This is a genomic window from Streptomyces sp. NPDC096193 (assembly GCF_040302905.1).
Classification (GTDB): Bacteria; Actinomycetota; Actinomycetes; order Streptomycetales; family Streptomycetaceae; genus Streptomyces.
Genome location: NZ_JBEOSJ010000006.1, coordinates 1 through 25,056, shown reverse-complemented (window position 1 = coordinate 25,056; position 25,056 = coordinate 1). Strand labels below are relative to the sequence as shown.

Here is a 25,056-nt window from a genome sequence, read left to right as displayed (position 1 = left end):
GGTGTGTCACTTCGCGCCGAGAGCCTTCTGCAGCGCGGCGAGGTTGGACTGCATCACGCCGATGTAGTCATCGCCCTGGGACTTGTCGGTGATTCCCTCGAGCGGGTCGAGGACGTCCGTCTTCAGCCCGGTGTCCTGGGCGAGGGTCTTCGCGGTCTTGTCACTGGCGAGCGTCTCGAAGAAGACGGTGGTGACCTTCTCCTTCTTCGCCAGGGTCTGGAGCTCCTTGACGCGGGCCGGGCTCGGCTCGGACTCGGGGTCGAGGCCGGCGATGCCCTCCTGGTCCAGGCCGTAGCGCTCGGCGAGGTAGCCGAAGGCGGAGTGCGTGGTGATGAAGGTCTTCGTGGTGGTGTTCTTCAGGCCCTGCTGGAAGGCGGTGTTCAGACCGTTGAGCTTGGTGACCAGCGCGGTGGTGTTCTTGCGGTAGTCCGCGGCGTTGTTGGGGTCGGCCTTCTCCAGGGATGTCCCGACGCCCTTGGCGACCTCGGCGTACTTCACGGGGTCGAGCCAGATGTGGGGGTCGGCGCCCGCCTCGCCCTCCGCCTCGTGGGCGTGCTCGTCGTGCGTCTCTTCGCCCTCGTGGCCGTGGCCGCCCTCGGTGCCGTGGTGCTCCAGCTCGGTCAGCGTGGCGGCATCGACCTTGCTCTTCGCCCCGGACTGGTCGATGGCCTTGTCGACGGCGGGCTGGATGCCCTTGAGGTACAGGACGTAGTCGGCTTCGCCCAGCTCGGCGGTCTGGCGGGGCTTGAGCTCCAGGTCGTGCGGCTCGATGCCGGGCGGGGTGAGAGTGGAGACGGCGACATGGCTGCCGCCGATCTGCTCGGCCAGGTACTGCATGGGGTAGAACGACGTCACCACCTTGAGCTTGCCGCCGGCGTCCTTGCCGTCCGCGGCGTCGGAGGTCGAGCAGGCGGACACGGCCATGAGGCCGAGAGCGACGGCTCCGGCGGTGACGGTGGCGGGTATCAGGCGGAGTGCGTTCATGAGTGTCATTTTCAACAAAACTGGAAACGATTGTCAACAAAGCTGCTGAGTGCCACCTCGGGCCGGCCGGACCCCCACCGATTTGATTGGAGGGGTGCGCCCGCCGGTAACCTGAAGCATTCGCCCGCCCGTCTCCCGACCGCCGCCCCCCAGTTTGAAGCGCTTCGCGCCCCCCATACATTCGTCGTCGTTAATGAAGAGAGCACCGTGGCCGCCGACAAGATCGACACCATCGTCAGCCTCAGCAAGCGCCGTGGCTTCGTCTATCCGTGCAGCGAGATCTACGGCGGCCAGCGAGCCGCCTGGGACTACGGGCCGCTGGGCGTCGAGCTGAAGGAGAACCTCAAGCGCCAGTGGTGGCGCTACATGGTCACCTCGCGCGAGGACGTCGTCGGAATCGACTCGTCGGTGATTTTGGCCCCCGAGGTCTGGGAAGCCTCCGGCCACGTCGCCACCTTCACCGACCCGCTGACCGAGTGCACCTCCTGTCACAAGCGCTACCGCGCCGACCACCTCATCGAGGCGTACGAGGAGAAGCACAACGGCCGGGCCCCGGAGAACGGTCTCGCCGATCTCAACTGCCCCAACTGCGGCAACAAGGGCACCTTCACCGACCCCAAGCAGTTCTCCGGCCTGCTCTCCACGCACCTCGGCCCGACCCAGGACTCGGGCTCGGTCGCGTACCTGCGTCCCGAGACCGCCCAGGGCATCTTCACCAACTTCGGCCAGGTGCAGCAGACGTCGCGCAAGAAGCCGCCGTTCGGCATCGCGCAGATGGGCAAGTCCTTCCGGAACGAGATCACTCCGGGCAACTTCATCTTCCGCACCCGCGAGTTCGAGCAGATGGAGATGGAGTTCTTCGTCAAGCCCGGCGAGGACGAGCAGTGGCAGGAATACTGGATGGAGCAGCGCTGGAACTGGTACACCGGCCTGGGTCTCCGTGAGGAGAACATGCGCTGGTTCGAGCACCCGCAGGAGAAGCTCTCCCACTACTCCAAGCGCACCGCGGACATCGAGTACCGCTTCAGCTTCGGCGGCAGCGAGTGGGGCGAGCTCGAGGGCGTCGCCAACCGCACCGACTACGACCTCTCGGCGCACTCCAAGGCCTCCGGCCACGACCTGTCGTTCTTCGACCAGGAGGCCGGCGAGCGCTGGACCCCGTACGTCATCGAGCCCGCGGCCGGTGTCGGCCGGGCGATGCTGGCCTTCCTGCTGGACGCGTACAACGAGGACGAGGCCCCGAACGCCAAGGGCGTCATGGAGAAGCGCACCGTGATGCGCCTCGACCCGCGTCTCGCCCCGGTCAAGGTCGCCGTCCTGCCGCTCTCCCGCAACCCGCAGCTGTCGCCGAAGGCCAAGGGTCTCGCCGCGGACCTGCGCAAGAACTGGAACATCGAGTTCGACGACGCCGGCGCCATCGGCCGCCGCTACCGCCGTCAGGACGAGATCGGCACCCCGTTCTGCGTCACCGTCGACTTCGACACCCTCGACGACAACGCGGTCACCGTGCGCGAGCGCGACACGATGACGCAGGAACGTGTCTCCCTCGACCAGATCCAGTCCTACCTCGGCGCGCGGCTCCTCGGCTGCTGACGTATCCGTCGGATCACCGAAGGCCGGCCGGGCGTGCAGCCCGGCCGGCCTTCGCGTGTGTGCCCGGGTCCCTTCTGCGCGCGAGCACGGCCGTGTCCGTACGGCTTCGCCCGGCCGAAAGGTGGCGCATGGGCGCCTGGTTGTCGACGTACGGGGCAACAGAGCGACAAGGGTCCCCTGTTGATGTTGTCCGTACTGCACACTGGGGCGCACTCGTCATCCGGGAGAGGACACCATGCCGTCCACGACCACCAGCAAGGTCAGCAGATGGGACCAGCACGGCCGCGAACACGTCGTGCACGTAGCGAAATCGGGCATGCAGCGGATGCTCACCTGTGACACCTGCGGCTGGCGCAAGGGTGCGCAGTTCCTGCCCTGGCTCAAGGCCGAGGAGCACCTCGCCGAGGCTCATCAGGCGACCGTCGACCCTTCGACGAGCGCGCGTCCGGCCTGACCTCCGCCGGGCTCAGGAACGCAGTCCCCGCAGCAACAGGTCGCACACCGCGCGGAATTCGTCCTCGATGGCCGGCCTGCGCCACTCCGGCGCGTGCACGGGGTCGTGGAAGCGGGCAGTCGCGACGAACACCGCCTGCGCCGCCGACGCGGGCGACGGCGCCGTGAACTCGCCCGCCGCCACGCCCTCTTCGATGATGCGGGTGAGCTGGCCCGCCAGCACTGCCAGATGCCGGTCCACCACGTCGCTGCCGCTCTCGGTGATCAGCGCGCTGTAGGTGGCGAAGAGTTCGGGATCGTCGCCGGCCTTGTGACGTTTGGCCTCGAAGAGCGCCGAAAGCCAGCGCCGCAGCTTCTCCCCGGCCGACGGCGCCGGGGCCTGGGTGATCTCTGTGAGCAGGTCCTCCGTACGGCCGAGCCAGCGTGCCGTCACGGCCTCGCGCAGCGCCGCCTTCGTACGGAAGTGGCGGTACACACTGCCGTGGCTCACGCCCAGCAGCCGCGCGACGTCGACGACCGTGGCCTTCGCCGGGCCGTAGCGGCGCAGCACGTCCTCGGTGGCTTCCAGGATGCGCTCGGTCGTCAGGGTCTCGCTCGTCGGCATGGTGTCGACGGTACCCGGCCGGTTCCCCGGTGCCGGAGTCAGTGCTCGCTGTCCAGGTGGGCCATCTGCGCCTCGGGGTAGCGCGCGCCGGCGGCCGCTCCCGCCGGGACGGCCTCCTCGATGGCCGCGAGCTCACCGGCGTCGAGTGTGACGTCGAGCGCGCCGAGCGCCTCGCTGAGCCGGTCCCGGCGGCGGGCGCCGACCAGCGGCACGATGTCCTCGCCGCGGGAGAGCACCCAGGCGATCGCGGTCTGCGCGACCGTGATGCCCTTCTGCTCGGCGACCTTCCGCAGCTGCTCCACGAGGTCGAGATTGTGCTGAAGGTTGTCACCCTGGAAGCGCGGGCCCATGCCCCGGAAGTCGCCCGGCGGCAGCTCGCGGTCGCGCGAGAAGTGGCCGCTGATCAGCCCGCGGGAGAGCACGCCGTACGCGGTGATGCCGATGCCCAGCTCCCGCGACGTGGGCAGGATCTCGCCCTCGATGCCGCGCGAGATCAAGGAGTACTCGATCTGCAGATCCGCGATCGGGACCACCGAGGCGGCCCGCCGGACGGTCGCGGCACCGACCTCGGACAGACCGACATGGCGCACATGGCCCGCCTCGATCAGTTCGGCGATGGCGCCGACGGTCTCCTCGATCGGGACGTCGGGGTCGAGGCGGGCGATCCGGTAGATGTCGATGTGGTCCCGGCCGAGGCGCTGCAGGGAGTACGCGGCGAAGTTCTTCACCGCGGCAGGCCGTCCGTCGACCCCGGACCAGCCGCCGTCGGCGTCGCGCAGCGCACCGAACTTGACGCTGACGAGCGCCTTCTCGCGGGCGGCGGAAGGCGCGCTGCGCAGGGCCTCGTTGACGAGCAGTTCGTTGTGTCCCATGCCGTAGAAGTCGCCGGTGTCGAGCAGGGTGATGCCGGCGTCGAGGGCGGCGTGGACGGTGGCGATGGACTCGGCGCGGTCGGTCTCGCCGTACATCGCGGACATGCCCATGCAGCCGAGGCCGAGAGGGGAGACCAGCGGGCCCGTGGTGCCGAGGGGGCGGGGAGCGGGGGTGGTCATGAGGGGCTCCTTGAAGGTCGCGTGAGAAGAGAACGCGGAAGATGCCGTGCTGACAACACCACCATGACATAACGAATGACAGATTTCAATATCTGTCATTCGATACTTGTCCGGAGGGCCGCCCGGGGCTGGGGGTGTCCGGCGGTGGTTCGGAGGGCTGCGGCGGTGTTCAGGACGGTGCTCCGATCGGTGCTCCGGTGGGCTTCCGGCGCGCCGCGGTGTGCCACGCTGCCCCGAAATCGGATGACCGGCCTCTCGCCAGGGGGTACCGTCTCCCCCATGTCTTCGTTCTTCCAGATCTACGAGTGAGAGGGCGGCGGCCCGACCCGCCCCCCATCTGACGTTTCCGAAGTCACTTCTCACCACGAATGGGAGAACCCCATGGCCAAGAGCCGGAACAACCTTCTCGGAGTCGGCGGACAGCGACGCAAGCTGTCCCGCGCCGAACAGCAGGCCAACGGACCCACGCGCAACGCCGACCGGCAGACGGCCGCCGAGCAGAAGGCCGAGCTGCTGCGGAAGATGCGGGAGCGTGCCGATGGCACCGACGCTCCGCAGGAGGAGCAGGACAAGTAGACGCAGTGCCGTGGGCCCGGACCGCACAGGCGGTCCGGGCCCACGGGCATGTCCGGCCCCGGCGCACCCGCAGCCCCGCAAGCCGCCCCAAGCCCCGGTTCGGGTTCACCCCGCACCGCTCAGGTCGGGGGTCAGGTCAGGGCGCGCGGCAGTCGCAGGCTCAGCAGCACGGTCAGCGCGATCACGCCCAGCCACACCAGCAGGGTCACCGTCAGCGCCCGGCCGGCGCCCGAGCTCTCCGTCAGCGACAGGAAGAGCGTGCCCAGCGTGGCCACGCCCAGGGCCAGCGCGGACTGCTGGGTCGTCACCATCACCCCGCTGCCCACGCCCGCCTTCTCGTTCGGCACGTCGGAGAGCACCACGCGGAACAGCACGGGCAGTTGGAGCCCCTGGCCGAAGCCGGCGAGGGCGAGACCGGGAGCCAGCTGCCACAGCGCCAGCTGCGACCAGTCGTGCCACACGGTCACCGCGAGGACCGTGACACCGAGGCCCTGGAGGACGCCGCCCGCCGTGACGATCCGCGTGCCGTGGCGGGCCACCAGCCGCGGCCCGGCGAGCGACGCCACGAAGAAGGCGACGGCCATCGGCACCAGTGTCAGCCCGGACGCGACCGTGCCCGCGCCGAGGCCCTGCTGGAGCGCCACCGCGATGACGAACATGAAGCCGCCGAAGCCGATCGAGAACGGCAGCAGCATCGCGAGCCCGCGGCGCAGCGATGGCCGGCCGAACAGGCTCGGCGGCACCAGGGGCGTGCGGCCGCGGCGGTCCGAGCGCTGTTCCGCCCACCAGAACGCCGCCGCGGCGACCGGGAAGGCGCCGAGCGCGAGCCACGTCCACAGCGGCCAGCCGGCGGCCCGGCCCTCCGTCAGCGGAGCCAGCAGCGCCAGCAGGGCGACGGTCAGCAGAAGCGTGCCCGGCAGATCGACGGGTGCCGGGTCCTTCGACCGGGTGGCGGGGACCGAGCGGGTCGCCAGGACCAGGCCGGCCAGCGCGACCGGCACGTTCACCAGGAAGATCGCCCGCCAGCCGCTGCCCGCGATGTCGGCCGCGACGAGCACGCCGCCCACGATCTGTCCGGCCACCATCGAGAGTCCGGCGGTGGCTCCGTAAAGGCTCATGGCCCGAGCTCTGCGGTGCCCGGAGGTCGACGCCTGGATCGTGGCCAGCACCTGCGACAGCATCAGCGCGGCGGCAGCGCCCTGGGCCACCCGTGCGCCCACGAGGGTCCAGGCGTCCGGCGCGAGACCACAGGCGAGTGAGGTCAGTCCGAAGGCCGCCATCCCGACGAGGAAGAGGCGGCGGCGCCCGTACTGGTCACCGAGCCGTCCGCCGAGGACGAGCAGAACGGCGTACGAGAGCCCGTAGCCGGCGACGACGAGTTCCAGCATCGCGGGACCCGCGGCGAGATCGTGGTCGATGGTCGGCAGGGCGACATTGACGATGAAGAAGTCGATCAGCGGAAGCGCCGCGCCGACAAGAAGGGTGAAAAGCCCGAGCGGGCCGAGCACCGGACCGTCGTCGGCGGAGGCGCGGGCGGATACGGGGGAAAGGACACGTGTCTCACTCACGGATCCGAAGATCCTCCGACTCGCAGCCTGGTACCAGAGTGTCCTTATCCTGGTACAAGCACTACCTGGCAATGGTCTGAGCCGTTCGGCACCCTGGGGGTATGACGACGATGGCGCAGGAGTCCGACGTACGACGGCACGAGCTCGCGGGCTTTCTGCGCAGCCGTCGTGAGCGGATCACCCCCGAGCAGGTGGGCCTGCCGCGCGGGCGCCGCAGGCGCACGCCCGGGCTGCGCCGCGAGGAGGTCGCCCAGCTCTCGGCCGTGGGCGTCACCTGGTACACGTGGCTGGAGCAGGCGAGGGACATCCAGGTGTCGCCCCAGGTGCTCGACGCGATCGCACGGGCGTTGCATCTCGACTCCAGCGAGCGCAGCCATCTGTTCGCGCTGGCGGGCGCCGCCGACCCGGCGCCCGGCACGCCCTGCCCCACGGTCACCCCGGGGCTGCGAATGCTGCTGGAGCAGCTGGAACCGATTCCGGCGTGCATCCAGAACAGCCGGTACGACATCCTCGCCCACAACCGCACCTACGGGCGGCTGCTGTGCGATCTCGACGCGCTGCCGCCGGAGGACCGCAACTGCATGGTGCTGGCCTTCTCCAACGAGGACTGGCGGTCGGCGGTCGTCGACCTCGCGGCGTCGAACCGGATGATGGCGGCGAAGTTCCGGGCATCGATGGCGGAGCATCTGGCCGAACCGGCGTGGAAGGCGCTGCTGGCACGGCTGGAGTCGTCGCAGGAGTTCCGCGAGGTGTGGGCACGGCACGAGGTGGTCGGCCAGGGCGGCAAGACGAAGTACATCGACAACGCGCACGTGGGTCTGCTGCACCTGGAGCACAACAACATGTGGCTCGGCCCGAAGGCGGGCCCTCGGCTGGTGACGTACGTCCCGCTGGACGAGGTGTCCCGTGAACGGCTGGAGAAGCTCCAGGCCCTGGCGTCCGCCGGGGTCTGACGAGCCATCGTCCGGTGCCACGGGGCGGGTGCGGAGTCGGCCGCGCGGCCGCCCCGCGCGTACCGGTGGAGGTGGCGACGATTCCTCCCGGCGCGGGTCGGGCTGTCCGCCCGTCCGGCGCGAATCCGTGACGGGCTCACACCGCCGTCCGGGTCACGCCCCCGCCCGGCCGCGCCGGTCGGCCCGTCAACCGGTCACGACCGGCCCGCCGCACGCCGGCCACGGCAGTACCTGTGACTCCCTCACACATCCGCCACCGATCGCTCCGGCTCCCGGTCCGCCGCTCCCATTCGTTCCGCCGTCCGGCGGGCCGTCCCGCGGGCCCAGGCACCGCTCGTCAGGATCCCGACCACCAGCACGCACACACCGCAGCCGGTGAGGATCCACCACGCGGGCCGGCTCGCCGGGACGAAGTCCGTGGCGTACGTCGCCGTGGAGACGCCCGCGGCCAGCACGGCCCCGATCACGGCGACGCCGAGCGTCTGGCCGATCTGCCGGCTGGTGGAGGCGACGGCGGCCGCCACACCCGCCTGAGCGCGTGGCATCCCGGCGACCGCGGTGTTGGTGATCGGCGCGTTCACCATGCCGAAGCCGAGTCCGAACAGGACGAAGCCCACGAAGAGCAGCACCTCCGAGGTCTCCGCCTCGAAGGCGGCGAACAGCAGCCCGCTCGCGGCCATCGTGATCCCCGCGATCACCAGCGGGAGGCGTGGGCCCCGGCTCGCCACCAAGCGCCCCGACAGGGGTGCGCAGACGAGGGTGAGCCCCGCCATCGGCAGCATGTACAGCCCCGCGTGCAGGGCGGACATACCGCGGACCTCCTGGAGGTAGAGCGTGTTGATGAAGAGGAACCCGGCCAGGGAGGCGAACGCGCACACCGCGACGACGGTGGCTCCACTGAACGGGGCGCTGCGGAAGAAGCGCAGGTCGATGAGGGGTTCGTGGCGCCTCGGCTCGTACAGCAGCACACCGGCCAGCGCGACGGCGGCGACCACGGCGAACACGGGGCTCGACTCGATGATCGCGTAGGTGAGCGACGCGAGGAGGGTGATGACGAGCAGTTGCCCGACCGGATCGGCCCGGCGCGGCTTCGGCGCCCGGGACTCCGGGACGTAGCGCCAGGTCAGCAGCAGGGCGATCAGACCGACCGGCAGATTGACCCAGAAGATCGAACGCCAGCCGACGGTGTCCACGAGAACCCCGCCGACGATCGGGCCCGCGGCCATGGAGATGCCGACGACTCCGCCCCACACACCGATGGCGCGGGCGCGTTCGCGGGCGTCGGTGAAGGTGTTGGTGATGATCGACATGGCGACCGGGTTGAGCATCGAGCCGCCGACGGCCTGGACCATGCGGAACGCGATCAGCGATTCGAGGTTCGGGGCGATCGAGCACAGCAGCGAGCCGAGGGTGAACATCACGAGTCCGGCCTTGAAGACCCGGCGGCGGCCGATCCGGTCGGCGGTGGAACCGGCGAGCATCAGCAGCGACGCGAGGACGAGCGTGTACGCGTCGATCGTCCACTGCATCCCGGACACGGAGGCGTGCATCTCCTTGCTGATGGAGGGCAGCGCCACATTGAGGATCGTGTTGTCGAGGGAGACGATCAGCAGGCTCATGCAGCAGATCGCCAGGATGAGCAGCCGCCGTCGTGATGTGAGCTCGGACATACGTCGATAGTACGGTTAACTAACGACTCCGGGTGTGCGCGACAATGGGCGAATGACCACGCTCGCCCCGTCTCCCGCGTCCCTCGCGAAGCTCTCGATCGGCCCGTACTCCGTACAGCCGCCGGTCGTGCTCGCGCCCATGGCCGGCATCACGAATGCTCCGTTCCGGACCCTCTGCCGGGAGTTCTCCGGCGGCAAGGGGCTCTTCGTGAGCGAGATGATCACGACGCGGGCGCTGGTCGAGCGCAACGAGAAGACGATGCAGCTGATCCACTTCGACGCGAGCGAGACGCCGCGGTCGATCCAGCTGTACGGCGTGGACCCGGTCACCGTCGGCAAGGCCGTCCGCATGATCGTGGACGAGAACCTCGCCGACCACATCGACCTCAACTTCGGCTGCCCGGTGCCCAAGGTGACCCGCAAGGGCGGCGGCTCCGCGCTGCCCTACAAGCGGCCGCTGCTGCGCGCCATCCTCCACGAGGCGGTGTCCAACGCCGGCCACCTCCCCGTGACGATGAAGATGCGCAAGGGCATCGACGACGACCACATCACCTTCCTCGACGCGGGACGGATCGCGGTCGACGAGGGCGTGACGGCGATCGCGCTGCACGGACGCACGGCCGCGCAGCACTACGGCGGTACGGCGGACTGGGACGCGATCGCGCGCCTCAAGCAGCACGTCCCGGAGATCCCCGTGCTCGGCAACGGCGACATCTGGTCGGCGGACGACGCGCTGCGGATGGTGCGCGAGACGGGCTGTGACGGCGTCGTCGTGGGGCGCGGCTGTCTGGGCCGGCCCTGGCTCTTCGGCGACCTGGTCGCGGCCTTCGAGGGCACGGGCTCGTACGCCGCACCCACCCTGCGCGAGGTCGCCGCGGTGATGCGGCGGCACGCCGAGCTGCTGGGGGAGTGGATCGGCGACGAGACACGCGGAGTCATCGACTTCCGCAAGCACGTGGCCTGGTACCTCAAGGGCTTCGCGGTCGGCTCCGAGATGCGCAAGAAGCTGGCGATCACCTCCTCGCTGGCGGAACTGGACGCCCAGCTTGCCGAGCTGGACCTCGACCAGGCGTGGCCCGTGGGCGCGGACGGCCCGCGCGGCCGTACGTCGGGCAACAACCGGGTCGTCCTGCCGGACGGCTGGCTCAAGGACCCCTACGACTGCGCGGGCATCGGCGCGGAGGCGGAACTGGACACCTCGGGCGGCTGAGGCGCTCGCCGGGCGTACCTGCCCGTCCCGCGGCCGTCTTTGTCCACGTGGCGGCACCCCCCGTCGACACCGAGGTGCTGTGGTGGGAGGCGGCCGAGGAGGTCGCCGCCTCGGCCGGGCACCGGCCGGGCGCGGCGGACGCACCCGAGGTCGGTCGCGCCGTCCAGGACACGGCCGCTCATCTGATGCGGGTCGCCCGTCCGGGTCCCGGGATGTCCCTCAGTGCCACCGACGCTTCCGAGGCACTGACCCGCTCCGTCCACCGGCGGGTTGGCCGCGGGGGCTCCGCTGCGCCCCCGGAGTCCGTCGACTGCTGACCGAACCGGAACGGTTCGATGTGTCGTTCGCCCTGATCAGCGCCTCGCCACGGCTGGTCGTCCACTGTGTGGCGCAGGTGCCCTTCTCCTTCACCCTGTCCGCCGACGACGCCGCGCGGACCAAGCCGCGCCCGGACCACTATCAGGCGGCGGCCGAGCGCTTGAGGGGCCGACCCCGGGGCCTGTGTGGCGGTTGAGGACTCGCCGGACGGCAGTGCCACGGCGCAGGCCGCGGGGTGCCCGGTGCTATTGGTGCCGTCGTTGCTGCCGGTGCCCGAATCAGCAGGTCGGGTCGTCGCCGAGAGCCTTGAGGACGTGGACCCGGAGGCGCTGAGCCGATGTGTTGCGGCGTGTCACGCGGGTCCGGATGATGGGACCGGACGGTCTTCGGCCGCGTGATTCTCACCACCCTTGATTGGGGTGCCGCTCAGATGAGCGATTTGGTGACGACTGCACCTCTCGGAGGGGTGGCACCGAGTGCCACCCCTCATGGGTTCACCCGATCGCGAAAATCATCGCTCTCCGTTGATGGTTCGCAGCATTTTCGTCGCCGAGAGTGCTGATGCGTTCAGGGCTTGAAAGGTTGCCGATCGCGCGCCGGCTGCCCGGTCACTTTCGATCTGGTGGCGGACGAGCGGTTACGGCCGTATGACGGCCAAGTGGACGTACCCAGGCGCCTTCGATCTGGGTATGTTCCTGGCCGTCAGGGCAGCCACCGCGTCCTCGAGGAGTCGAGACCCGTGTCGGAAAACAAAGATCCCCACGTAGCGAAGTTCGTCTACGACTTCACCGAGGGCAACAGGGATTTGAAGGACCTCCTCGGCGGCAAGGGTGCGAACCTCGCCGAGATGACCAACCTCGGCCTGCCCGTCCCTCCGGGCTTCACCATCACGACCGAGGCGTGCAAGGTCTACCTGGACAGCGGCGAGGAGCCGGCGGCCCTGCGAGACGAGGTGAGTGCGCACCTCGACGCCCTCGAACAGAAGATGGGCAAGAAGCTCGGCCAGGCGGACAACCCGCTCCTGGTGTCGGTGCGTTCGGGTGCGAAGTTCTCCATGCCCGGCATGATGGACACCGTCCTCAACATCGGCCTCTCCGACAAGTCGGTCGAGGGCCTGGCCCAGCAGGCCGGCGACGAGCGCTTCGCGTGGGACTCCTACCGCCGCCTCATCCAGATGTTCGGCAAGACGGTGCTCGGTGTCGACGGCGAGCTCTTCGAGGAGGCACTCGAAGACGCCAAGACCGCCAAGAAGGTCACGGTCGACACCGACCTGGACGCCGCCGATCTGAAGAAGCTGGTCAAGCAGTTCAAGAAGATCGTCAAGTCCGAGGCCGGGCGCGACTTCCCGCAGGACCCCCGCGAGCAGATGGACCTCGCGATCCGCTCGGTCTTCGAGTCGTGGAACACCGACCGCGCCAAGCTCTACCGCCGCCAGGAGCGCATCCCCGGCGACCTCGGCACCGCGGTCAACATCTGCTCCATGGTGTTCGGCAACCTCGGTCCCGACTCCGGCACGGGTGTCGCCTTCACCCGTGACCCCGCCAGCGGCCACCAGGGCGTCTACGGCGACTACCTGCAGAACGCGCAGGGCGAGGACGTCGTCGCGGGCATCCGCAACACCGTCCCGCTCGCCGAGCTGGAGCAGATCGACAAGAAGTCGTACGACCAGCTGATGCAGATCATGGAGACCCTCGAAACGCACTACAAGGACCTGTGCGACATCGAGTTCACCATCGAGGGCGGCCAGCTGTGGATGCTGCAGACCCGCGTCGGCAAGCGCACCGCAGGCGCCGCGTTCCGCATCGCCACCCAGCTCGTCGACCAGGGGCTGATCGACGAGGCCGAGGCCCTCCAGCGGGTCAACGGCGCCCAGCTCGCCCAGCTGATGTTCCCCCGCTTCGACGACCAGGCGAAGACGGAACTCCTCGGCCGCGGTATCGCCGCGTCCCCGGGTGCCGCGGTCGGCAAGGCGGTCTTCGACTCCTACACCGCGGTGAAGTGGTCGCGTTCGGGCGAGAAGGTCATCCTCATCCGCCGCGAGACCAACCCCGACGACCTCGACGGCATGATCGCCGCGGAGGGCATCCTGACCTCACGCGGCGGCAAGACCTCGCACGCCGCCGTCGTCGCCCGCGGCATGGGCAAGACCTGTGTCTGCGGCGCCGAGGAGCTCGAGGTCGACACCAAGCGCCGCCGGATGACCGTGAACGGAACGGTCATCGAGGAGGGCGACGTCGTCTCCATCGACGGCTCCACCGGCAAGGTCTACCTCGGCGAGGTGCCGGTCGTACCGTCCCCGGTCGTCGAGTACTTCGAGGGCCGGATGCACGCAGGCGCGGACGACGCCGACGAACTGGTCGCCGCCGTGCACCGCGTGATGGCCTACGCGGACCGGGTGCGCCGGCTGCGCGTGCGGGCCAACGCCGACAACGCCGAGGACGCGCTGCGCGCCCGCCGGTTCGGCGCCCAGGGCATCGGCCTGTGCCGCACCGAGCACATGTTCCTCGGTGAGCGCCGCGAGATGGTCGAGAAGCTGATCCTCGCCGACACCGACGACGAGCGCGAGAACGCGCTGGGCGCCCTGTTGCCGCTGCAGAAGAAGGACTTCATCGAGCTGTTCGAGGCGATGGACGGACTCCCCGTCACCGTCCGGCTGCTCGACCCGCCGCTGCACGAGTTCCTGCCGGACATCACCGAACTGTCGGTGCGCGTCGCGCTCGCCGAGGCCCGCAAGGACCACAACGAGAACGACCTGCGGCTGCTCCAGGCCGTGCACAAGCTCCACGAGCAGAACCCGATGCTGGGCCTGCGCGGCGTACGCCTCGGTCTGGTCATTCCGGGTCTGTTCGCCATGCAGGTACGGGCGATCGCCGAGGCCGCGGCCGAGCGCAAGAACGCCAAGGGCGACCCGCGCGCCGAGATCATGATTCCGCTGGTGGGCACCGTCCAGGAGCTGGAGATCGTGCGCGAGGAGGCCGACCGGGTCATCGCCGAGGTGCAGGCAGCCACGGGGACCGACCTGCGGCTGACCATCGGCACGATGATCGAGCTGCCGCGTGCCGCGCTGACGGCCGGCCAGATCGCCGAGGCCGCCCAGTTCTTCTCCTTCGGCACCAACGACCTCACACAGACGGTCTGGGGCTTCTCCCGCGACGACGTGGAGGCCTCGTTCTTCACCGCGTACCTGGAGAAGGGCATCTTCGGGGTCTCCCCGTTCGAGACCATCGACAAGGACGGCGTCGGCTCGCTCGTCCGCAGCGCGGTCGAGGCCGGCCGGGCCACCCGCCCGGACCTCAAGCTCGGTGTCTGCGGTGAGCACGGCGGCGACCCCGAGTCGGTGCACTTCTTCCACGAGGTGGGCCTCGACTACGTGTCCTGCTCGCCGTTCCGTATCCCGGTGGCGCGCCTGGAGGCCGGCCGTGCGGCGGCCGTCTCGAAGGGCAGCGACTCCCGCTAGGACGCCGGAGCCGACACCGGTCCTCCGCGGGCGCCTGCCGGCGCCCGTGGGGGAGCCGGCATCCCACCCTCACCGACCCGGTGGAGGCTCCGGAACACCGAGAAGGGGCGGGCGCCTTGTGCGGGGCGCCCGCCCCTTCTGCTGTGCCTGCACGGCCCCGCCGGGCCGTCCCTTCTTTCAGCACTTTCACAAAGTCCCTGAGCAATTGCGGATGTTGTCGGCCGGTGAATTTCCGCCATTGGTTCAGCAAACAACGGGCGGGGCGCGGCCCGCGGATCCCCATCCGCCGACCGCGCCCCATTACCCACGCCGGGCAGGGAGCCGCACCGACTGTCGCCCGCCGCCGGACACGCAAAGCCCCCCACGGCCTTCACTGTGTCCATCGGTGACAGTTGGTTCCTGTCCGACGCCGTACAGCCTTTCGGTTCGCACCCGGCTGCGGCGAGACATTTCAACTGTGGCTGAAACACCGTGGTAACCGGCTGTGATTGCATGCATACTCGGTGATCGGGGCCGATTGCGGGTGCAACAGTGGGGGTTCAGTGCTTCGTATCCATTTCACCGGTGACGACCTCGCCAGAGTGCGGATGGCGACGAAACCGGATGTGTTGTGGGAAACGATTCTCAGCTTTCATCGATTGAGAGAGCGCCGACGTGCGCTGATGTTCGGGGAATGGCGCTCGGAAACGCGGGCCAGGTTGAATGGTGAAACAAGTCTGCTGGCCGCTCTGGTGCCGACGCGGGGCTATTTCCCCGACTTTCTGACGCCTCCGGAAGGAAGCCTCGGACTCGACTCCGGACTCGAAGTGATTCGTGCCACATCGCCGGCACGACTGTATACGGAACTGGGACTCGTGGCCGCCGGCCGCGCCCCCGCTCCGGAGCTGACGGGCCGGCTCGCCGCCCTCGCCGAGGGACGGCCCGAGCCGCTCGTCCGGCTCGTGTCGGTGCTCCGCAGCTACCACCGTGCCGCCATCGAGCCCTACTGGCCGCAGATCCAGGCGAGGGTCGAGGCGGACCGCGCCGTGCGGGGGCGTGCGCTGCTCGACGGAGGCGCGGGCGAACTGCTCGACTCGCTTCCCCCGGTGCTCCGTTGGCGCGCCCCGGTCCTGGAGGCGGACTATCCCGTCGACCGCGATCTGCACCTGGACGGCCGGGGCCTGCTGCTCCAGCCGTCGTTCTTCTGCCGGGGCAATCCCGTCGTCTACCGCGACACGTCGCTGCCGCCGGTCCTCGTCTACGCGGCCGAGCACACCCCCGACCCGGCCTTCGGGGACGCCGGCGGCCCCTCCCTCGGCCGGCTGGTCGGCCACACCCGCTCCGCCGTGCTCCAGGCCATACGGTACGGCTGCACCACAAGTGAACTGGCCCGCAGGGCAGGGGTGTCGCTCGCCTCCGCCAGCCAGCACGCCGCGGTCCTGCGGGACGCGGGTCTGGTGCTGACCCTGCGCCACGGGAACGCCGTCCTGCACACGCTCACCCCGCTGGGCGCCGCCCTGCTGAGGGGCGGCGCACCGGCGGAGGCCGCGGGCTGAGGCCCGCGGGCGGCAGGACGGCGAGGATTCACGCGGGCCCGGCAGGAGCCGAACGAGAGGTCTTAGGTGCGGAAGGGACCCGTCACCTCGTAGGTGATGCCGCCCGAGGACGACCCGCTCGTACCGCGCTGGCTGGAGAAGTACAGCCGCCTGCCGTCCGGCGAGAAGGCCGGGCCGGTGATCTCCGACGAGGACTGGCCGTTGATCCGCAGGAACGGCGCGACCACGTCGTCAGGGGTGATCACACAGATCTCCATGGAGCCGCCGTCCTCCGCCACGAACAGATCCCCGGAGGAGGAGCCGGTGACGTTGTCCACGCCGGTCAGCGGCGCGCCACCGCTCACCAGCGAGTCGTCGTAGGCCAGTTCGTAGGTGCCGGCGGCCAGGTTCAGCTGCCAGACGCGGTTGTCGCCCTTGGTCGTGAACCACACCTTGTCGTCGGCGTAGTAGCAGCCCTCGCCGCCGTTGAACTTCTTCGAGCCCGAGACCTGGCTGCGGGTCGCTGTCGGCGAGCCGTCCGGGTCGGGGACATCGGCCCAGGTGTAGCTGCCCGAGGTCGCCGTACCGGCCCTGAGCACCTGGAGGGTGCCGGAGGAGAGGTTGCCCCACGTGGTGGGGATGAAGCGGTAGAGGCAGCCGTTGGTCTCGTCCTCGGTCAGATAGACCACCTTGCGCACCGGGTCGGCCGCGGCCGCCTCGTGCTTGAACCTGCCCATCGCGTCCCGGCGCACGGCGGCGTTCACGCCCCAGGGGTCCGTCTCGTAGACGTACCCGAGGCTGACCTCCTCGCAGGACAGCCAGGTGTTCCACGGGGTCTTGCCGCCCGCGCAGTTCTGCCGGGTGCCGGACAGGATGCGGCGGGCACCGATGATCGCACCCGTCGAGGAGAACGTGACCGCGCTCGCGCCGCCGGACGGGTTGATCTCCGAGTTGGAGACATAGATCCAGCCGGTGCCGTCGGCGTAACAGGCACCGCCGTCCGGCGCGCTGTGCCAGGTGTACGAGGTGGAGCCGACCTTCTGTCCCGAACGGGCGATCACCCTGCTGGTGAACCCGTTGGGCAGGAGGATGCCGTTGGCGTCGGCCGGCCGGAGTGCGCCGTAGGGACCGGGGCCCGGCTGCGCGGGATCCGCGACGGCCGCACCGCGCCACAGGGTGCCGCCGAGGGCGGCTGCCGAGGTGCCGATGACCGCTCCACGCAGGAAGTTGCGACGTTCCACGTATCGCTCCAATGGGGGGGGACCGCCCCGCGGCACCGGTCGGCGCAGCGGGGTCGCGCGCTGATGGAACCTAGGTGCGCGGAGTTGACGGAACGTCAACGGCTGGTGACCTGCAGCGGTCGAAATGCGGGCTGGGCGGCAGGTGGCCTCGTCGGGACGGGCTGGGGACCTCGTCGGAACGGCCCCGGCGGACCCGGCGGACCCGACGGGCCGCGGAGCCAGGGGCCGTGGGCGTGGAGAGGACGGTCACCGTGCGGATCACTCCGCTCGGGAACCCTCCGCGTGCGGGCGGCTCTTTCGCGCCCTTTGACGTCTAGTCGTGTTCCTTGCGCCCGGGCCGCCGGCCCTCACGGACCTTGACGCGCCGCGTAGCCAATCCGTCAGAGCGCCGCCGGAGGTGGAGACACGGCTCCCCGGGCCGCGGTCCACCGTCCCGGCCGTGAGGACGGGCGGGAGCGGGGCTCCGGGACGTGTCCGCGGGGGCTCAGGACTTGAGGCCCTCGTACGTCACCCCGGTCAGCTGCTCCGACGCCACCCACAGCCGCTCCCCGGCCACGTCGTTCTTCGACCACGAGAGCCGCCACGAGGGAGCCGGCGCACCCCGCCACCCCAGGATCCTCGGGCCGGTGAACGAGTCCGGCCGGACGTCCGGCGCGGTGGCCGCGTACAGCGTGGGCAGCGCCCCGGAGGCGGCAGACTGGGCGAAGATCCGGTTGCCGGTCCGCATGAACCCTTCCTTGGTCTTCTGACCGGCCATCCGTGCCCCGGCCGCCTGGAGGTTGGTGTTCGCGTAACCGGGGTGGGCGGCGGCCGCCACGACCCCGGAGCCCGCCGCGCCCAGCCGCCTGGCCAGTTCGTGGACGAACAGCAGGTTCGCCGTCTTCGAGCGGGAGTAGGCGGTCCACGGGCTGTAGCGGCGCTCGCTGTTGAGATCGCCGATGTCGATGTTGGCCATCGCGTGCATGAAGCTCGACAGGCTCACCACCCGGGCGCCCGGTGTCTCCAGGAGCTTCGGCAGCAACAGGCCCGTCAGGGCGAAGTGCCCGAGGTGGTTGATGCCGAACTGCGTCTCGAAGCCGTCGGCCGTCACCGAGTGGGGCAGCGCCATCACACCGGCGTTGTTGATCAGCAGATCGAGCCGGTCGTACGGGTACGAGGCCGCGAAGTCGCGTACGGAGGTGAGGTCCGCCAGGTCCAGCGGCCTGAATTCCACCTCCGCGCCTGGCACTTCGGCACGTAGGCCGATCTCCGCCTCCCGGCCGCGCGGCTCGCTGCGGCACGCGAGGACCACCCGCGCGCCCTTGCGGGCCAGTTCCCGCGCGGTGACGAGACCGATACCGCTGTTGGCCCCGGTGACCACAGCCGTACGCCCGTGCTGATCCGGAATGTCGCTGGTGCTCCAGCCCGCCATCGCTGCGCCCCTCGGTGGTGAAGACCCCGGTCGGTGGTGAAGACCCTGGGCCGTCAGCGTATTGAATCGCCGGGCCGGGGAGCCACTGCCGGCGCCGGTATCGGGGCCCCGGGCCGCTCCCGTGTCAGCGGATGTCAGGCGCCACCCGCCGGCACGCTCTCCGTGAGCTGCGGCTCCACATCCTCCGCCCCTCCCGACGGCGGCCCGTCCAGCCGTACCTCATAGGCCCGCACCGAGACGTCCTCGTCGTCCAGGCAGCGGCCGGTCGCCAGGTCGAAACGCTGCTTGAGCAGCGGGGACGCGACGAAGGGCGCGCCCGCCGACGAACCGAGAAGGCCGCGGGAGAGGACCTGGGCCCCGGCGAAGGGGTCGCGGTTGTCGATGGCGTACACCCGTCCCGCGCGGTCCAGGAACAGTGCCACCTGCCGGCCGTCCGGCAGCAGCGCCGCCATGCCGCGTCCCGGGGTCAGCCGGGACTCCTCGCAGACGGTGAACCACTCGCCGCACAGCAGTAGTTGGACGCTCATCGGGAACCGGCCCCTTCCAGGGTGAGAAAGGTGAGGTCGGGCTTGATCTGCCCGCGCTCGGGGACGAAGCGCACCGACGGGTCCGGGGTGTCCGGGGCGTTCACGAAGGAGACGAAGCGGCGCAGCCTGTCCGGGTCGCGGAGCGTCTCGGCCCACTCGTCGCGGTAGCCCGCCACATGCTGCGCCATCAGCGCCTCCAGTTCGTCGCACAGCCCGAGCGAGTCGTGGACGACGACGTCCCGCAGATGCTCCAGGCCGCCCTCCAGCCGCTCCAGCCAGGTCGACGTCCGCTCCAGCCGGTCCGCCGTACGGATGTAGAACATCAGGAACCGGTCGATCAGTTGGACCAGTTCGGTGTCCGAGAGGTCCTGTGCGAGCAGGTCGGCGTGGCGCGGAGTCGCGCCGCCGTTCCCGCCGACGTACAGGTTCCAGCCGCTCGCGGTGGCGATGATGCCGAAGTCCTTGGACTGCGCCTCCGCACACTCCCGCGCGCATCCCGAGACCGCGGACTTGAGTTTGTGCGGTGAGCGCAGGCCGCGGTAGCGCAGTTCCAGGTCGATCGCCATGCGGACCGAGTCCTGCACCCCGTAGCGGCACCAGGTCTGCCCCACACAGGACTTGACCGTACGCAGCGCCTTTCCGTACGCGTGCCCCGACTCGAAGCCCGCGTCCACCAGCCGGGCCCAGATCTCGGGGAGCTGGTCGACGCGTGCGCCGAACAGGTCGATGCGCTGACCGCCGGTGATCTTGGTGTAGAGGCCGTGGTCCCGCGCCACCTCGCCGATCACGATCAGCTTCTCCGGGGTGATCTCACCGCCGGGGATGCGCGGCACGATCGAGTACGAGCCGTTGCGCTGGAGGTTGGCGAGGAAGTGGTCGTTGGTGTCCTGGAGCGCGGCCTGCTCGCCGTCCAGGATGTAACCGCCCTCCAGCGACGCCAGGATGGACCCCACCGCAGGCTTGCAGATCTCGCAGCCGTCCGTGCCGCGCGCCTCCTCGCGGCCGTGCGAGTCGAGCAGTTGGGCGTACGAGGTGAGCCGCAGGGTGCGGACGATCTCGTACAGCTCGCTGCGGGTGTGGCCGAAGCAGCCGCACAGCCCCTTCTCGCCGGACTGCGGCAGCAGCTGTCCGATGACCTTGACGCAACTGCCGCAGCCCGTACCCGCCTTGGTGCACTTCTTGACCTCGGGGAGCGAGGAGCAGGCGCAGATCTCGCCCTTGGTGACGTTGTGGCAGGAGCAGATGACCGCGTCGTCGGGGAGGGCCGAGGGGCCGAGCGCCACTGGGGCACCCGCACCGGCGGGCAGCACCAGCTGCTCGGGGGATACCGGCGGCACGCTTCCGGTGAGCGGGCGCAGCAGACCGTACTGTTCGGCGTCCCCGACGAGGACTCCGCCGAGCAACTCGCCGCCGGCGCCGACGACCAGCTTCTTGTAGACCCCGGAGCGGGAGTCGGAGTACACGACGTCCAGGCAGCCCTCCGCCGCGCCGTGCGCGTCGCCGAAGGACGCCACGTCCACACCGAGCAGCTTGAGCTTGGTGGACATGTCGGCGCCGGTGAACACCCCGATCTCACCGGCGAGTGCGCCCGCCGCCGTCTCGGCCATCTCGTACCCGGGCGCGACCAGTCCGTACACCCGGCCGTCCGCCGCGAGCGCGCACTCGCCGATGGCGAACACCGCCGGGTCGGAGGTGCGGCACTGCCCGTCGACCACGATGCCGCCGCGTGCGCCGACCTCCAGGCCCATGTCCCGGGCGAGCTGGTCCCGCGGCCGGACGCCCGCGGAGAACACGACCAGATCGGTCGCGAGGACCGAACCGTCCGACAGGGCCATGCCGTTGACCGCGCCGGTGCCGTCGACGGTGATCTCCTGGGTGCCCGTGCCCGTGTGGACGGTGAGCCCCATGCCCTCGATCGTGCGCAGCAGGGCGGCGCCGCCGCCCTCGTCGACCTGGACCGGCATCAGCCGGGGCGCGAACTCCACGATGTGCGTGGTGAGACCGAGTCCCTTGAGCGCTCCCGCCGCCTCCAGGCCGAGCAGCCCGCCGCCGACGACGGCACCCGTGGTGGCCGTCTTCGCGTACTCCTCGATCGCCAGCAGGTCCTCGATGGTGCGGTAGACGAAGCAGCCCTCGGCGTCCTTGTTCGGCACCGGCGGTACGAACGGGTACGAGCCGGTGGCGAGGACGAGCGTGTCGTAGGTGAACGTCCGTCCGGCGCGCGAGGTGACCGTGCGCGCGGTCCGGTCGACGCTCTCGGCCGGGTCGTCGAGGTACAGCTCGATGCCGTTCCGTTCCATGAAGTCCGCGTCGGCGAGGGCGAGTTCATCAGGAGTACGGCCGTCGAAGTAGGAGGTCAGCCGGACCCGGTCGTAGGCCGGCCGCGGCTCCTCGCACAACACGACGATCCGTGCGCGTCCGGTCGTTCCGCGCTCCGCGAGTGCCTCGAGGAATCGCTGGCCGACCATCCCGTGGCCGACGACCACGATCGTGGGGGTGGACATCTCAGGAGCCTCCAAGCAGGTGCAACAGCGGGGTGGAGGGGAGCGGCTCGTCGCCCTCCCAGGTACGGGCCAGTTCGCCGACGGTCGTGAGATCGCCGAGCAGGATTCCGCCGACGAGCCGGTCCCCGCGGACGACGACCTTGCGGTACGCGCCCCGGGTGGCGTCGGCGAGCCGCACGACGTCGTCGCCGGGCAGCGGGCTGGTCTCGCCGAACGCGGCCAGGTCGAAAGGCCCCTGCCCGGACAGCGTGAGCCGGGTCAGGGCGCGCGTGCCGGTGTAGCGCGCGGCCTGTCCGGTGAGGACGGACGCCAGGACGTCGGCCTGGTCGAGCGCCGGACCGGCGAGACCGTAGACGCGCCCGTCGTGCTCGGCGCAGTCACCGACGGCGTGGATGTACGGGTCCGAGGTGCGCAGCCGGTCGTCGACGACGACGCCCGTACGGACGTCGAGTCCGGCCTCGGCGGCGAGACCGACCCGGGGGCGCACCCCGCAGGCGAGGACGACCAGGTCGGAGTCGAGCACGAAGCCGTCGGCGAGCTCGACGGCCGTGCCGCGCAGGCCCCGAACGCGGCACTCCGTGTGCACCTCCACACCCAGGGTTTCGAGGTGCGTACGGAGCAACCGGGAGGCGGCCGGATCGAGATGACGTTCCATCAGGTGTTCGCCCTGCTGGGCGAGCACCACCCGGGCGCCGCGTGCCGCGAGGGCGCGGGCGGCGGAGACGCCGAGCAGCCCGCCGCCGACGACCACCGCGTGCAGACCAGGTCGCACCGCGGCGGACAGCGCCGCGCAGTCGTCGAGCGTACGGAACGGGTGTACTCCGTCGGGCAGTTCACCGCCGAGGCCGCGCAGCGGCGGCAGGACCGGGTTCGACCCGGTCGCCAGCACCAGCCGGTCGTACGGCGTCGCCGTGCCGTCCGCGCAGTGCACGAGCCGCCGCTCCCGGTCGATCGACACCGCCCGCACGCCGCGCCGCACCGGGATGTCGGGCAGGCTGATCACCTCGGGGCCGTAGCGCCCGGCGAGTACGTCGGCGAGCAGCACCCGGTTGTACGGCGCGTGGGTCTCCTCGCCGAGCACGGTGACGGGCACACCGGCCGTGACGAGCCGGTGCGCCACTCGCGCACCCGCCGTCCCGCCGCCGATCACCACGGTCTCTGTAGCCATGTCCGCAGCCTGCGGGTCCGTTGTTACCCGTCAGGTGCTCCCCTGTTTCCCACCGGGAACGCTGCCCTCAGCGCCGCCCGGTCCCCCCTGTGAGGCCGGGGCCCGGTGGGTCCGGGGCACTGTGCTCGGCTGCACGTGCGCGTCGGGGCAGGTCGGGTAGTGTTGCGGTCTCCACATCAGTGGACCGACCGAGGAGGTGAGACCCATTACCGCTGCTGCACCAGGCGGGGTGCTCTCCCACCGTGGTCCCTCGGCCGGACCGGTTCAACCGGCCTAGGCGACCGGAGAGCGTCCTTCGGTATCCGAAAGGCTCTCATGTCGCTGTCTCCTTCCCCTCTGTCCCCGTCCGCGATCGTCACCGGACTGCGTGCCGCGGGCTGTGTCTTCGCCGAGGACGAGGCGGAACTGCTCGTCGCCACCGCCCGGACGCCCGCCGATCTCGCCGCCATGGTCGGCCGCCGGATCGAAGGGCAGCCGCTGGAACACGTCCTCGGCTGGGCCGGGTTCCACGGTCTGCGCATCGCGGTTGACCCCGGGGTCTTCGTCCCCCGCCGCCGCACCGAGTTCCTCGTCGAGCAGGCCGCCGCCCTCGCCAGGCCCGGAGCCGTCGTCGTCGATCTGTGCTGCGGCACCGGGGCGCTCGGCGCGGCGCTCGTCGCGGGCCTGGACGGGGCCGAACTGCACGCCGCCGACATCGACCCCGCCGCCGTGCGCTGCGCCCGCCGCAATGTCCGCGCCGCCGGCGGCCTGGCGTACGAGGGTGACCTCTACGACCCGCTGCCGGCCCGGCTGCGCGGCCGGGTGGACGTGCTGCTGGCCAATGTGCCCTACGTGCCGACCGAGGAGATCGACCTGCTGCCGGCGGAGGCGCGGGTGCACGAGGCGCGGGTGGCGCTCGACGGCGGCGCCGACGGTCTCGACGTCCTGCGGCGGGTGACCGCCGAGGCCGCGTCCTGGCTGGCCCCCGGCGGCTCGCTGCTGTTCGAGACGAGCGAGCGACAGGCGGAGCGAGCGGCGGCGATCGTCACCCGGGACGGGCTCGGCGCACGGGTGGCCACCTCGGACGAGCTGTACGCGACCGTCGTCATCGGCACCCGAAGCTCAGAGGTCCCTCAAGCATGCAGAGATGGATGGACGTCACACCCATCTCCTTCGTAGGGTCGCGGACGTGCCCGACATATCGCTGACCACGCTCCTTGTCCTCTGCCTCGCCGCGGCCGCGGCCGGCTGGATCGACGCCGTCGTCGGGGGCGGCGGGCTGCTGCTGCTCCCCGCGCTGCTGCTCGGCCTGCCGGGGGTCCAGGCCGCGCACATCCTCGGCACCAACAAGGCGGTCGCCATCGTCGGCACCTCGGGCGCGGCCGTCACCTATGTGCGCAAGGCCCCCGTGTCGGTGCGGACGGCCGTACGGATCGGCCTCGCCGCACTGGCGGGGTCGATGGGCGGGGCGTTCTTCGCGGCCGGGATCAGCAGCGATGTGCTCCGACCCGTGATCATGGTCGTGCTGCTGGGGGTCGCCGCGTTCGTGCTGCTGCGGCCCGCGTTCGGCAGGGGTACGGACGACGGCGAGCGGCCCGTCACCCGCGCCCGCGCGGTCACCGCGATCGTCCTCGTCGGCGGCGGCATCGGCTTCTACGACGGGCTGTTCGGCCCCGGCACGGGCACCTTCCTGGTGCTGGCGCTCACCGCCGTCCTCCATCTCGACCTGGTGACCGCGTCGGCCACCGCCAAGATCGTCAACGTCTGCACCAACGGCGGAGCCCTCGCCATGTTCGCCTACCAGGGCACCGTGCTGTGGCAGCTGGCCGCGCTGATGGCGGTGTTCAACCTGGCGGGCGGGATGTTCGGCGCGCGCACGGCGCTCCGCAAGGGCAGCGAGTTCGTGCGGGGTGTCCTGCTCGTCGTGGTCTTCTCGCTGGTCGCGAAGCTGGCCTTCGACCAGTGGACGGCGTGATCCACGGCGGGACGCCTGCGGCGCCATCCAGGTCGCTCACCGGCCGGACCGCGAGGGCCGTGTGGCGCCCGTGCCGGTGGTGCGCATCGGCCGTCCGGGTGAAAGGTCCCCGCTCCCGGCGGACTCGAGGGCCCGGCGGGAACGGGGACATGGCGGGGACGGGGGACGGCAGGCCGTCCCCCGTCAGCTGCCCTGCGAGCCGCTCGCCCGACTGCGCAGGACAAGTACGGCTGCCGCCACTCGCTCGTCGACGGCATCAACCGCGCCACCGACGTCCTGATCGGCGGCAAGGTCGCGGT

21 protein-coding genes and 1 pseudogene are annotated in these 25,056 nt (G+C 70.6%); 12 read left to right on the top strand and 10 right to left on the bottom strand.

Features of this window, described 5'->3' with window-relative positions; translation table 11 throughout:
• Positions 1 to 6: 6 nt before the first annotated feature.
• Positions 7 to 984: a metal ABC transporter substrate-binding protein gene (locus tag ABTX78_RS11770; protein WP_352206641.1), complete on the bottom strand. Its 978-nt coding sequence runs from the start codon at positions 982 to 984 to the stop codon at positions 7 to 9.
• Positions 985 to 1,191: 207 nt separating this feature from the next.
• Here ABTX78_RS11770 and ABTX78_RS11765 point away from each other — a divergent pair, with 207 nt between their 5' ends.
• Positions 1,192 to 2,577, top strand: a complete 1,386-nt coding sequence (locus ABTX78_RS11765) for a glycine--tRNA ligase (protein WP_352206640.1) — start codon at positions 1,192 to 1,194, stop codon at positions 2,575 to 2,577.
• Positions 2,578 to 2,812: 235 nt separating this feature from the next.
• On the top strand, positions 2,813 to 3,031 hold the full coding sequence (locus ABTX78_RS11760) for a hypothetical protein (protein WP_352206639.1): 219 nt from the start codon (positions 2,813 to 2,815) through the stop codon (positions 3,029 to 3,031).
• 12 nt (positions 3,032 to 3,043) lie between these two features.
• On the opposite strand, the gene ABTX78_RS11755 is transcribed toward ABTX78_RS11760, so the two are convergent.
• Together ABTX78_RS11755 and ABTX78_RS11750 are read right to left on the bottom strand one after the other, a co-directional pair.
• Positions 3,044 to 3,634 carry a TetR/AcrR family transcriptional regulator gene (locus ABTX78_RS11755; protein ID WP_352206638.1) on the bottom strand — a complete coding sequence of 197 codons (591 nt, stop codon included), beginning with the start codon at positions 3,632 to 3,634 and terminating at the stop codon, positions 3,044 to 3,046.
• A 38-nt stretch (positions 3,635 to 3,672) separates the two neighbouring features.
• Positions 3,673 to 4,686, bottom strand: a complete 1,014-nt coding sequence (locus ABTX78_RS11750) for an aldo/keto reductase (RefSeq protein ID WP_352206637.1) — start codon at positions 4,684 to 4,686, stop codon at positions 3,673 to 3,675.
• A 381-nt stretch (positions 4,687 to 5,067) separates the two neighbouring features.
• Between ABTX78_RS11750 and ABTX78_RS11745 the strand changes: the two genes are divergently transcribed.
• Complete coding sequence (locus ABTX78_RS11745; RefSeq protein WP_352206636.1) at positions 5,068 to 5,262, top strand: DUF6243 family protein; 195 nt, start codon at positions 5,068 to 5,070, stop codon at positions 5,260 to 5,262.
• A gap of 131 nt (positions 5,263 to 5,393) precedes the next feature.
• Here ABTX78_RS11745 and ABTX78_RS11740 read toward each other — a convergent pair whose 3' ends face one another.
• Positions 5,394 to 6,830, bottom strand: a complete 1,437-nt coding sequence (locus ABTX78_RS11740; RefSeq protein ID WP_352206635.1) for an MFS transporter — start codon at positions 6,828 to 6,830, stop codon at positions 5,394 to 5,396.
• A 101-nt stretch (positions 6,831 to 6,931) separates the two neighbouring features.
• Between ABTX78_RS11740 and ABTX78_RS11735 the strand changes: the two genes are divergently transcribed.
• Entirely contained in the window at positions 6,932 to 7,783 is an 852-nt protein-coding gene (locus ABTX78_RS11735) for a helix-turn-helix transcriptional regulator (protein WP_352206634.1), read from the top strand.
• A 242-nt stretch (positions 7,784 to 8,025) separates the two neighbouring features.
• Here the strand turns inward: ABTX78_RS11735 and ABTX78_RS11730 are convergent, their stop codons facing one another.
• Entirely contained in the window at positions 8,026 to 9,453 is a 1,428-nt protein-coding gene (locus tag ABTX78_RS11730) for an MFS transporter (protein WP_352206633.1), read from the bottom strand.
• 52 nt (positions 9,454 to 9,505) lie between these two features.
• Here ABTX78_RS11730 and dusB point away from each other — a divergent pair, with 52 nt between their 5' ends.
• The 5 genes from dusB (at position 9,506) to ABTX78_RS11705 (ending at position 15,973) form a co-directional block, all read left to right on the top strand.
• Positions 9,506 to 10,663 carry a tRNA dihydrouridine synthase DusB gene (gene dusB / locus ABTX78_RS11725; protein WP_352206632.1) on the top strand — a complete coding sequence of 386 codons (1,158 nt, stop codon included), beginning with the start codon at positions 9,506 to 9,508 and terminating at the stop codon, positions 10,661 to 10,663.
• Positions 10,664 to 10,710: 47 nt separating this feature from the next.
• On the top strand, positions 10,711 to 10,980 hold the full coding sequence (locus ABTX78_RS11720; protein ID WP_352206631.1) for a hypothetical protein: 270 nt from the start codon (positions 10,711 to 10,713) through the stop codon (positions 10,978 to 10,980).
• A 20-nt stretch (positions 10,981 to 11,000) separates the two neighbouring features.
• On the top strand, positions 11,001 to 11,177 hold the full coding sequence (locus tag ABTX78_RS11715) for an HAD family hydrolase (protein ID WP_352206630.1): 177 nt from the start codon (positions 11,001 to 11,003) through the stop codon (positions 11,175 to 11,177).
• A gap of 543 nt (positions 11,178 to 11,720) precedes the next feature.
• Positions 11,721 to 14,438 (top strand): pyruvate, phosphate dikinase, encoded by a 2,718-nt coding sequence (gene ppdK, locus ABTX78_RS11710; protein WP_352206629.1) that lies wholly within the window; start codon positions 11,721 to 11,723, stop codon positions 14,436 to 14,438.
• Positions 14,439 to 14,980: 542 nt separating this feature from the next.
• A complete protein-coding gene (locus ABTX78_RS11705) occupies positions 14,981 to 15,973 on the top strand; it encodes an ArsR/SmtB family transcription factor (protein WP_352206628.1) in 993 nt (330 codons plus the stop codon).
• Positions 15,974 to 16,035: 62 nt separating this feature from the next.
• Here the strand turns inward: ABTX78_RS11705 and ABTX78_RS11700 are convergent, their stop codons facing one another.
• The 5 genes from ABTX78_RS11700 to ABTX78_RS11680 form a co-directional block, all read right to left on the bottom strand.
• Positions 16,036 to 17,193 (bottom strand): alkaline phosphatase PhoX, encoded by a 1,158-nt coding sequence (locus ABTX78_RS11700; protein ID WP_352206627.1) that lies wholly within the window; start codon positions 17,191 to 17,193, stop codon positions 16,036 to 16,038.
• 484 nt (positions 17,194 to 17,677) lie between these two features.
• The gene (locus ABTX78_RS11695) at positions 17,678 to 18,604 is read right to left on the bottom strand and encodes an oxidoreductase (RefSeq protein ID WP_352206626.1); all 927 of its coding nucleotides are present in this window, start codon (positions 18,602 to 18,604) and stop codon (positions 17,678 to 17,680) included.
• A gap of 134 nt (positions 18,605 to 18,738) precedes the next feature.
• On the bottom strand, positions 18,739 to 19,131 hold the full coding sequence (gene nirD / locus ABTX78_RS11690; RefSeq protein WP_352206625.1) for a nitrite reductase small subunit NirD: 393 nt from the start codon (positions 19,129 to 19,131) through the stop codon (positions 18,739 to 18,741).
• Entirely contained in the window at positions 19,128 to 21,635 is a 2,508-nt protein-coding gene (nirB, locus tag ABTX78_RS11685; protein WP_352206624.1) for a nitrite reductase large subunit NirB, read from the bottom strand. The genes nirD and nirB overlap by 4 nt, the downstream gene beginning before the upstream one ends.
• Before the next feature lies 1 nt (position 21,636).
• On the bottom strand, positions 21,637 to 22,803 hold the full coding sequence (locus ABTX78_RS11680; protein WP_352206623.1) for an NAD(P)/FAD-dependent oxidoreductase: 1,167 nt from the start codon (positions 22,801 to 22,803) through the stop codon (positions 21,637 to 21,639).
• A 315-nt stretch (positions 22,804 to 23,118) separates the two neighbouring features.
• Between ABTX78_RS11680 and ABTX78_RS11675 the strand changes: the two genes are divergently transcribed.
• The 3 genes and pseudogenes from ABTX78_RS11675 to ABTX78_RS11665 all read left to right on the top strand — a co-directional run.
• On the top strand, positions 23,119 to 23,961 hold the full coding sequence (locus ABTX78_RS11675; protein WP_352206622.1) for a putative protein N(5)-glutamine methyltransferase: 843 nt from the start codon (positions 23,119 to 23,121) through the stop codon (positions 23,959 to 23,961).
• A 10-nt stretch (positions 23,962 to 23,971) separates the two neighbouring features.
• Positions 23,972 to 24,757: a sulfite exporter TauE/SafE family protein gene (locus ABTX78_RS11670; RefSeq protein WP_352206621.1), complete on the top strand. Its 786-nt coding sequence runs from the start codon at positions 23,972 to 23,974 to the stop codon at positions 24,755 to 24,757.
• A gap of 219 nt (positions 24,758 to 24,976) precedes the next feature.
• Positions 24,977 to 25,056: pseudogene (locus ABTX78_RS11665) on the top strand (hypothetical protein); the annotation flags it as partial.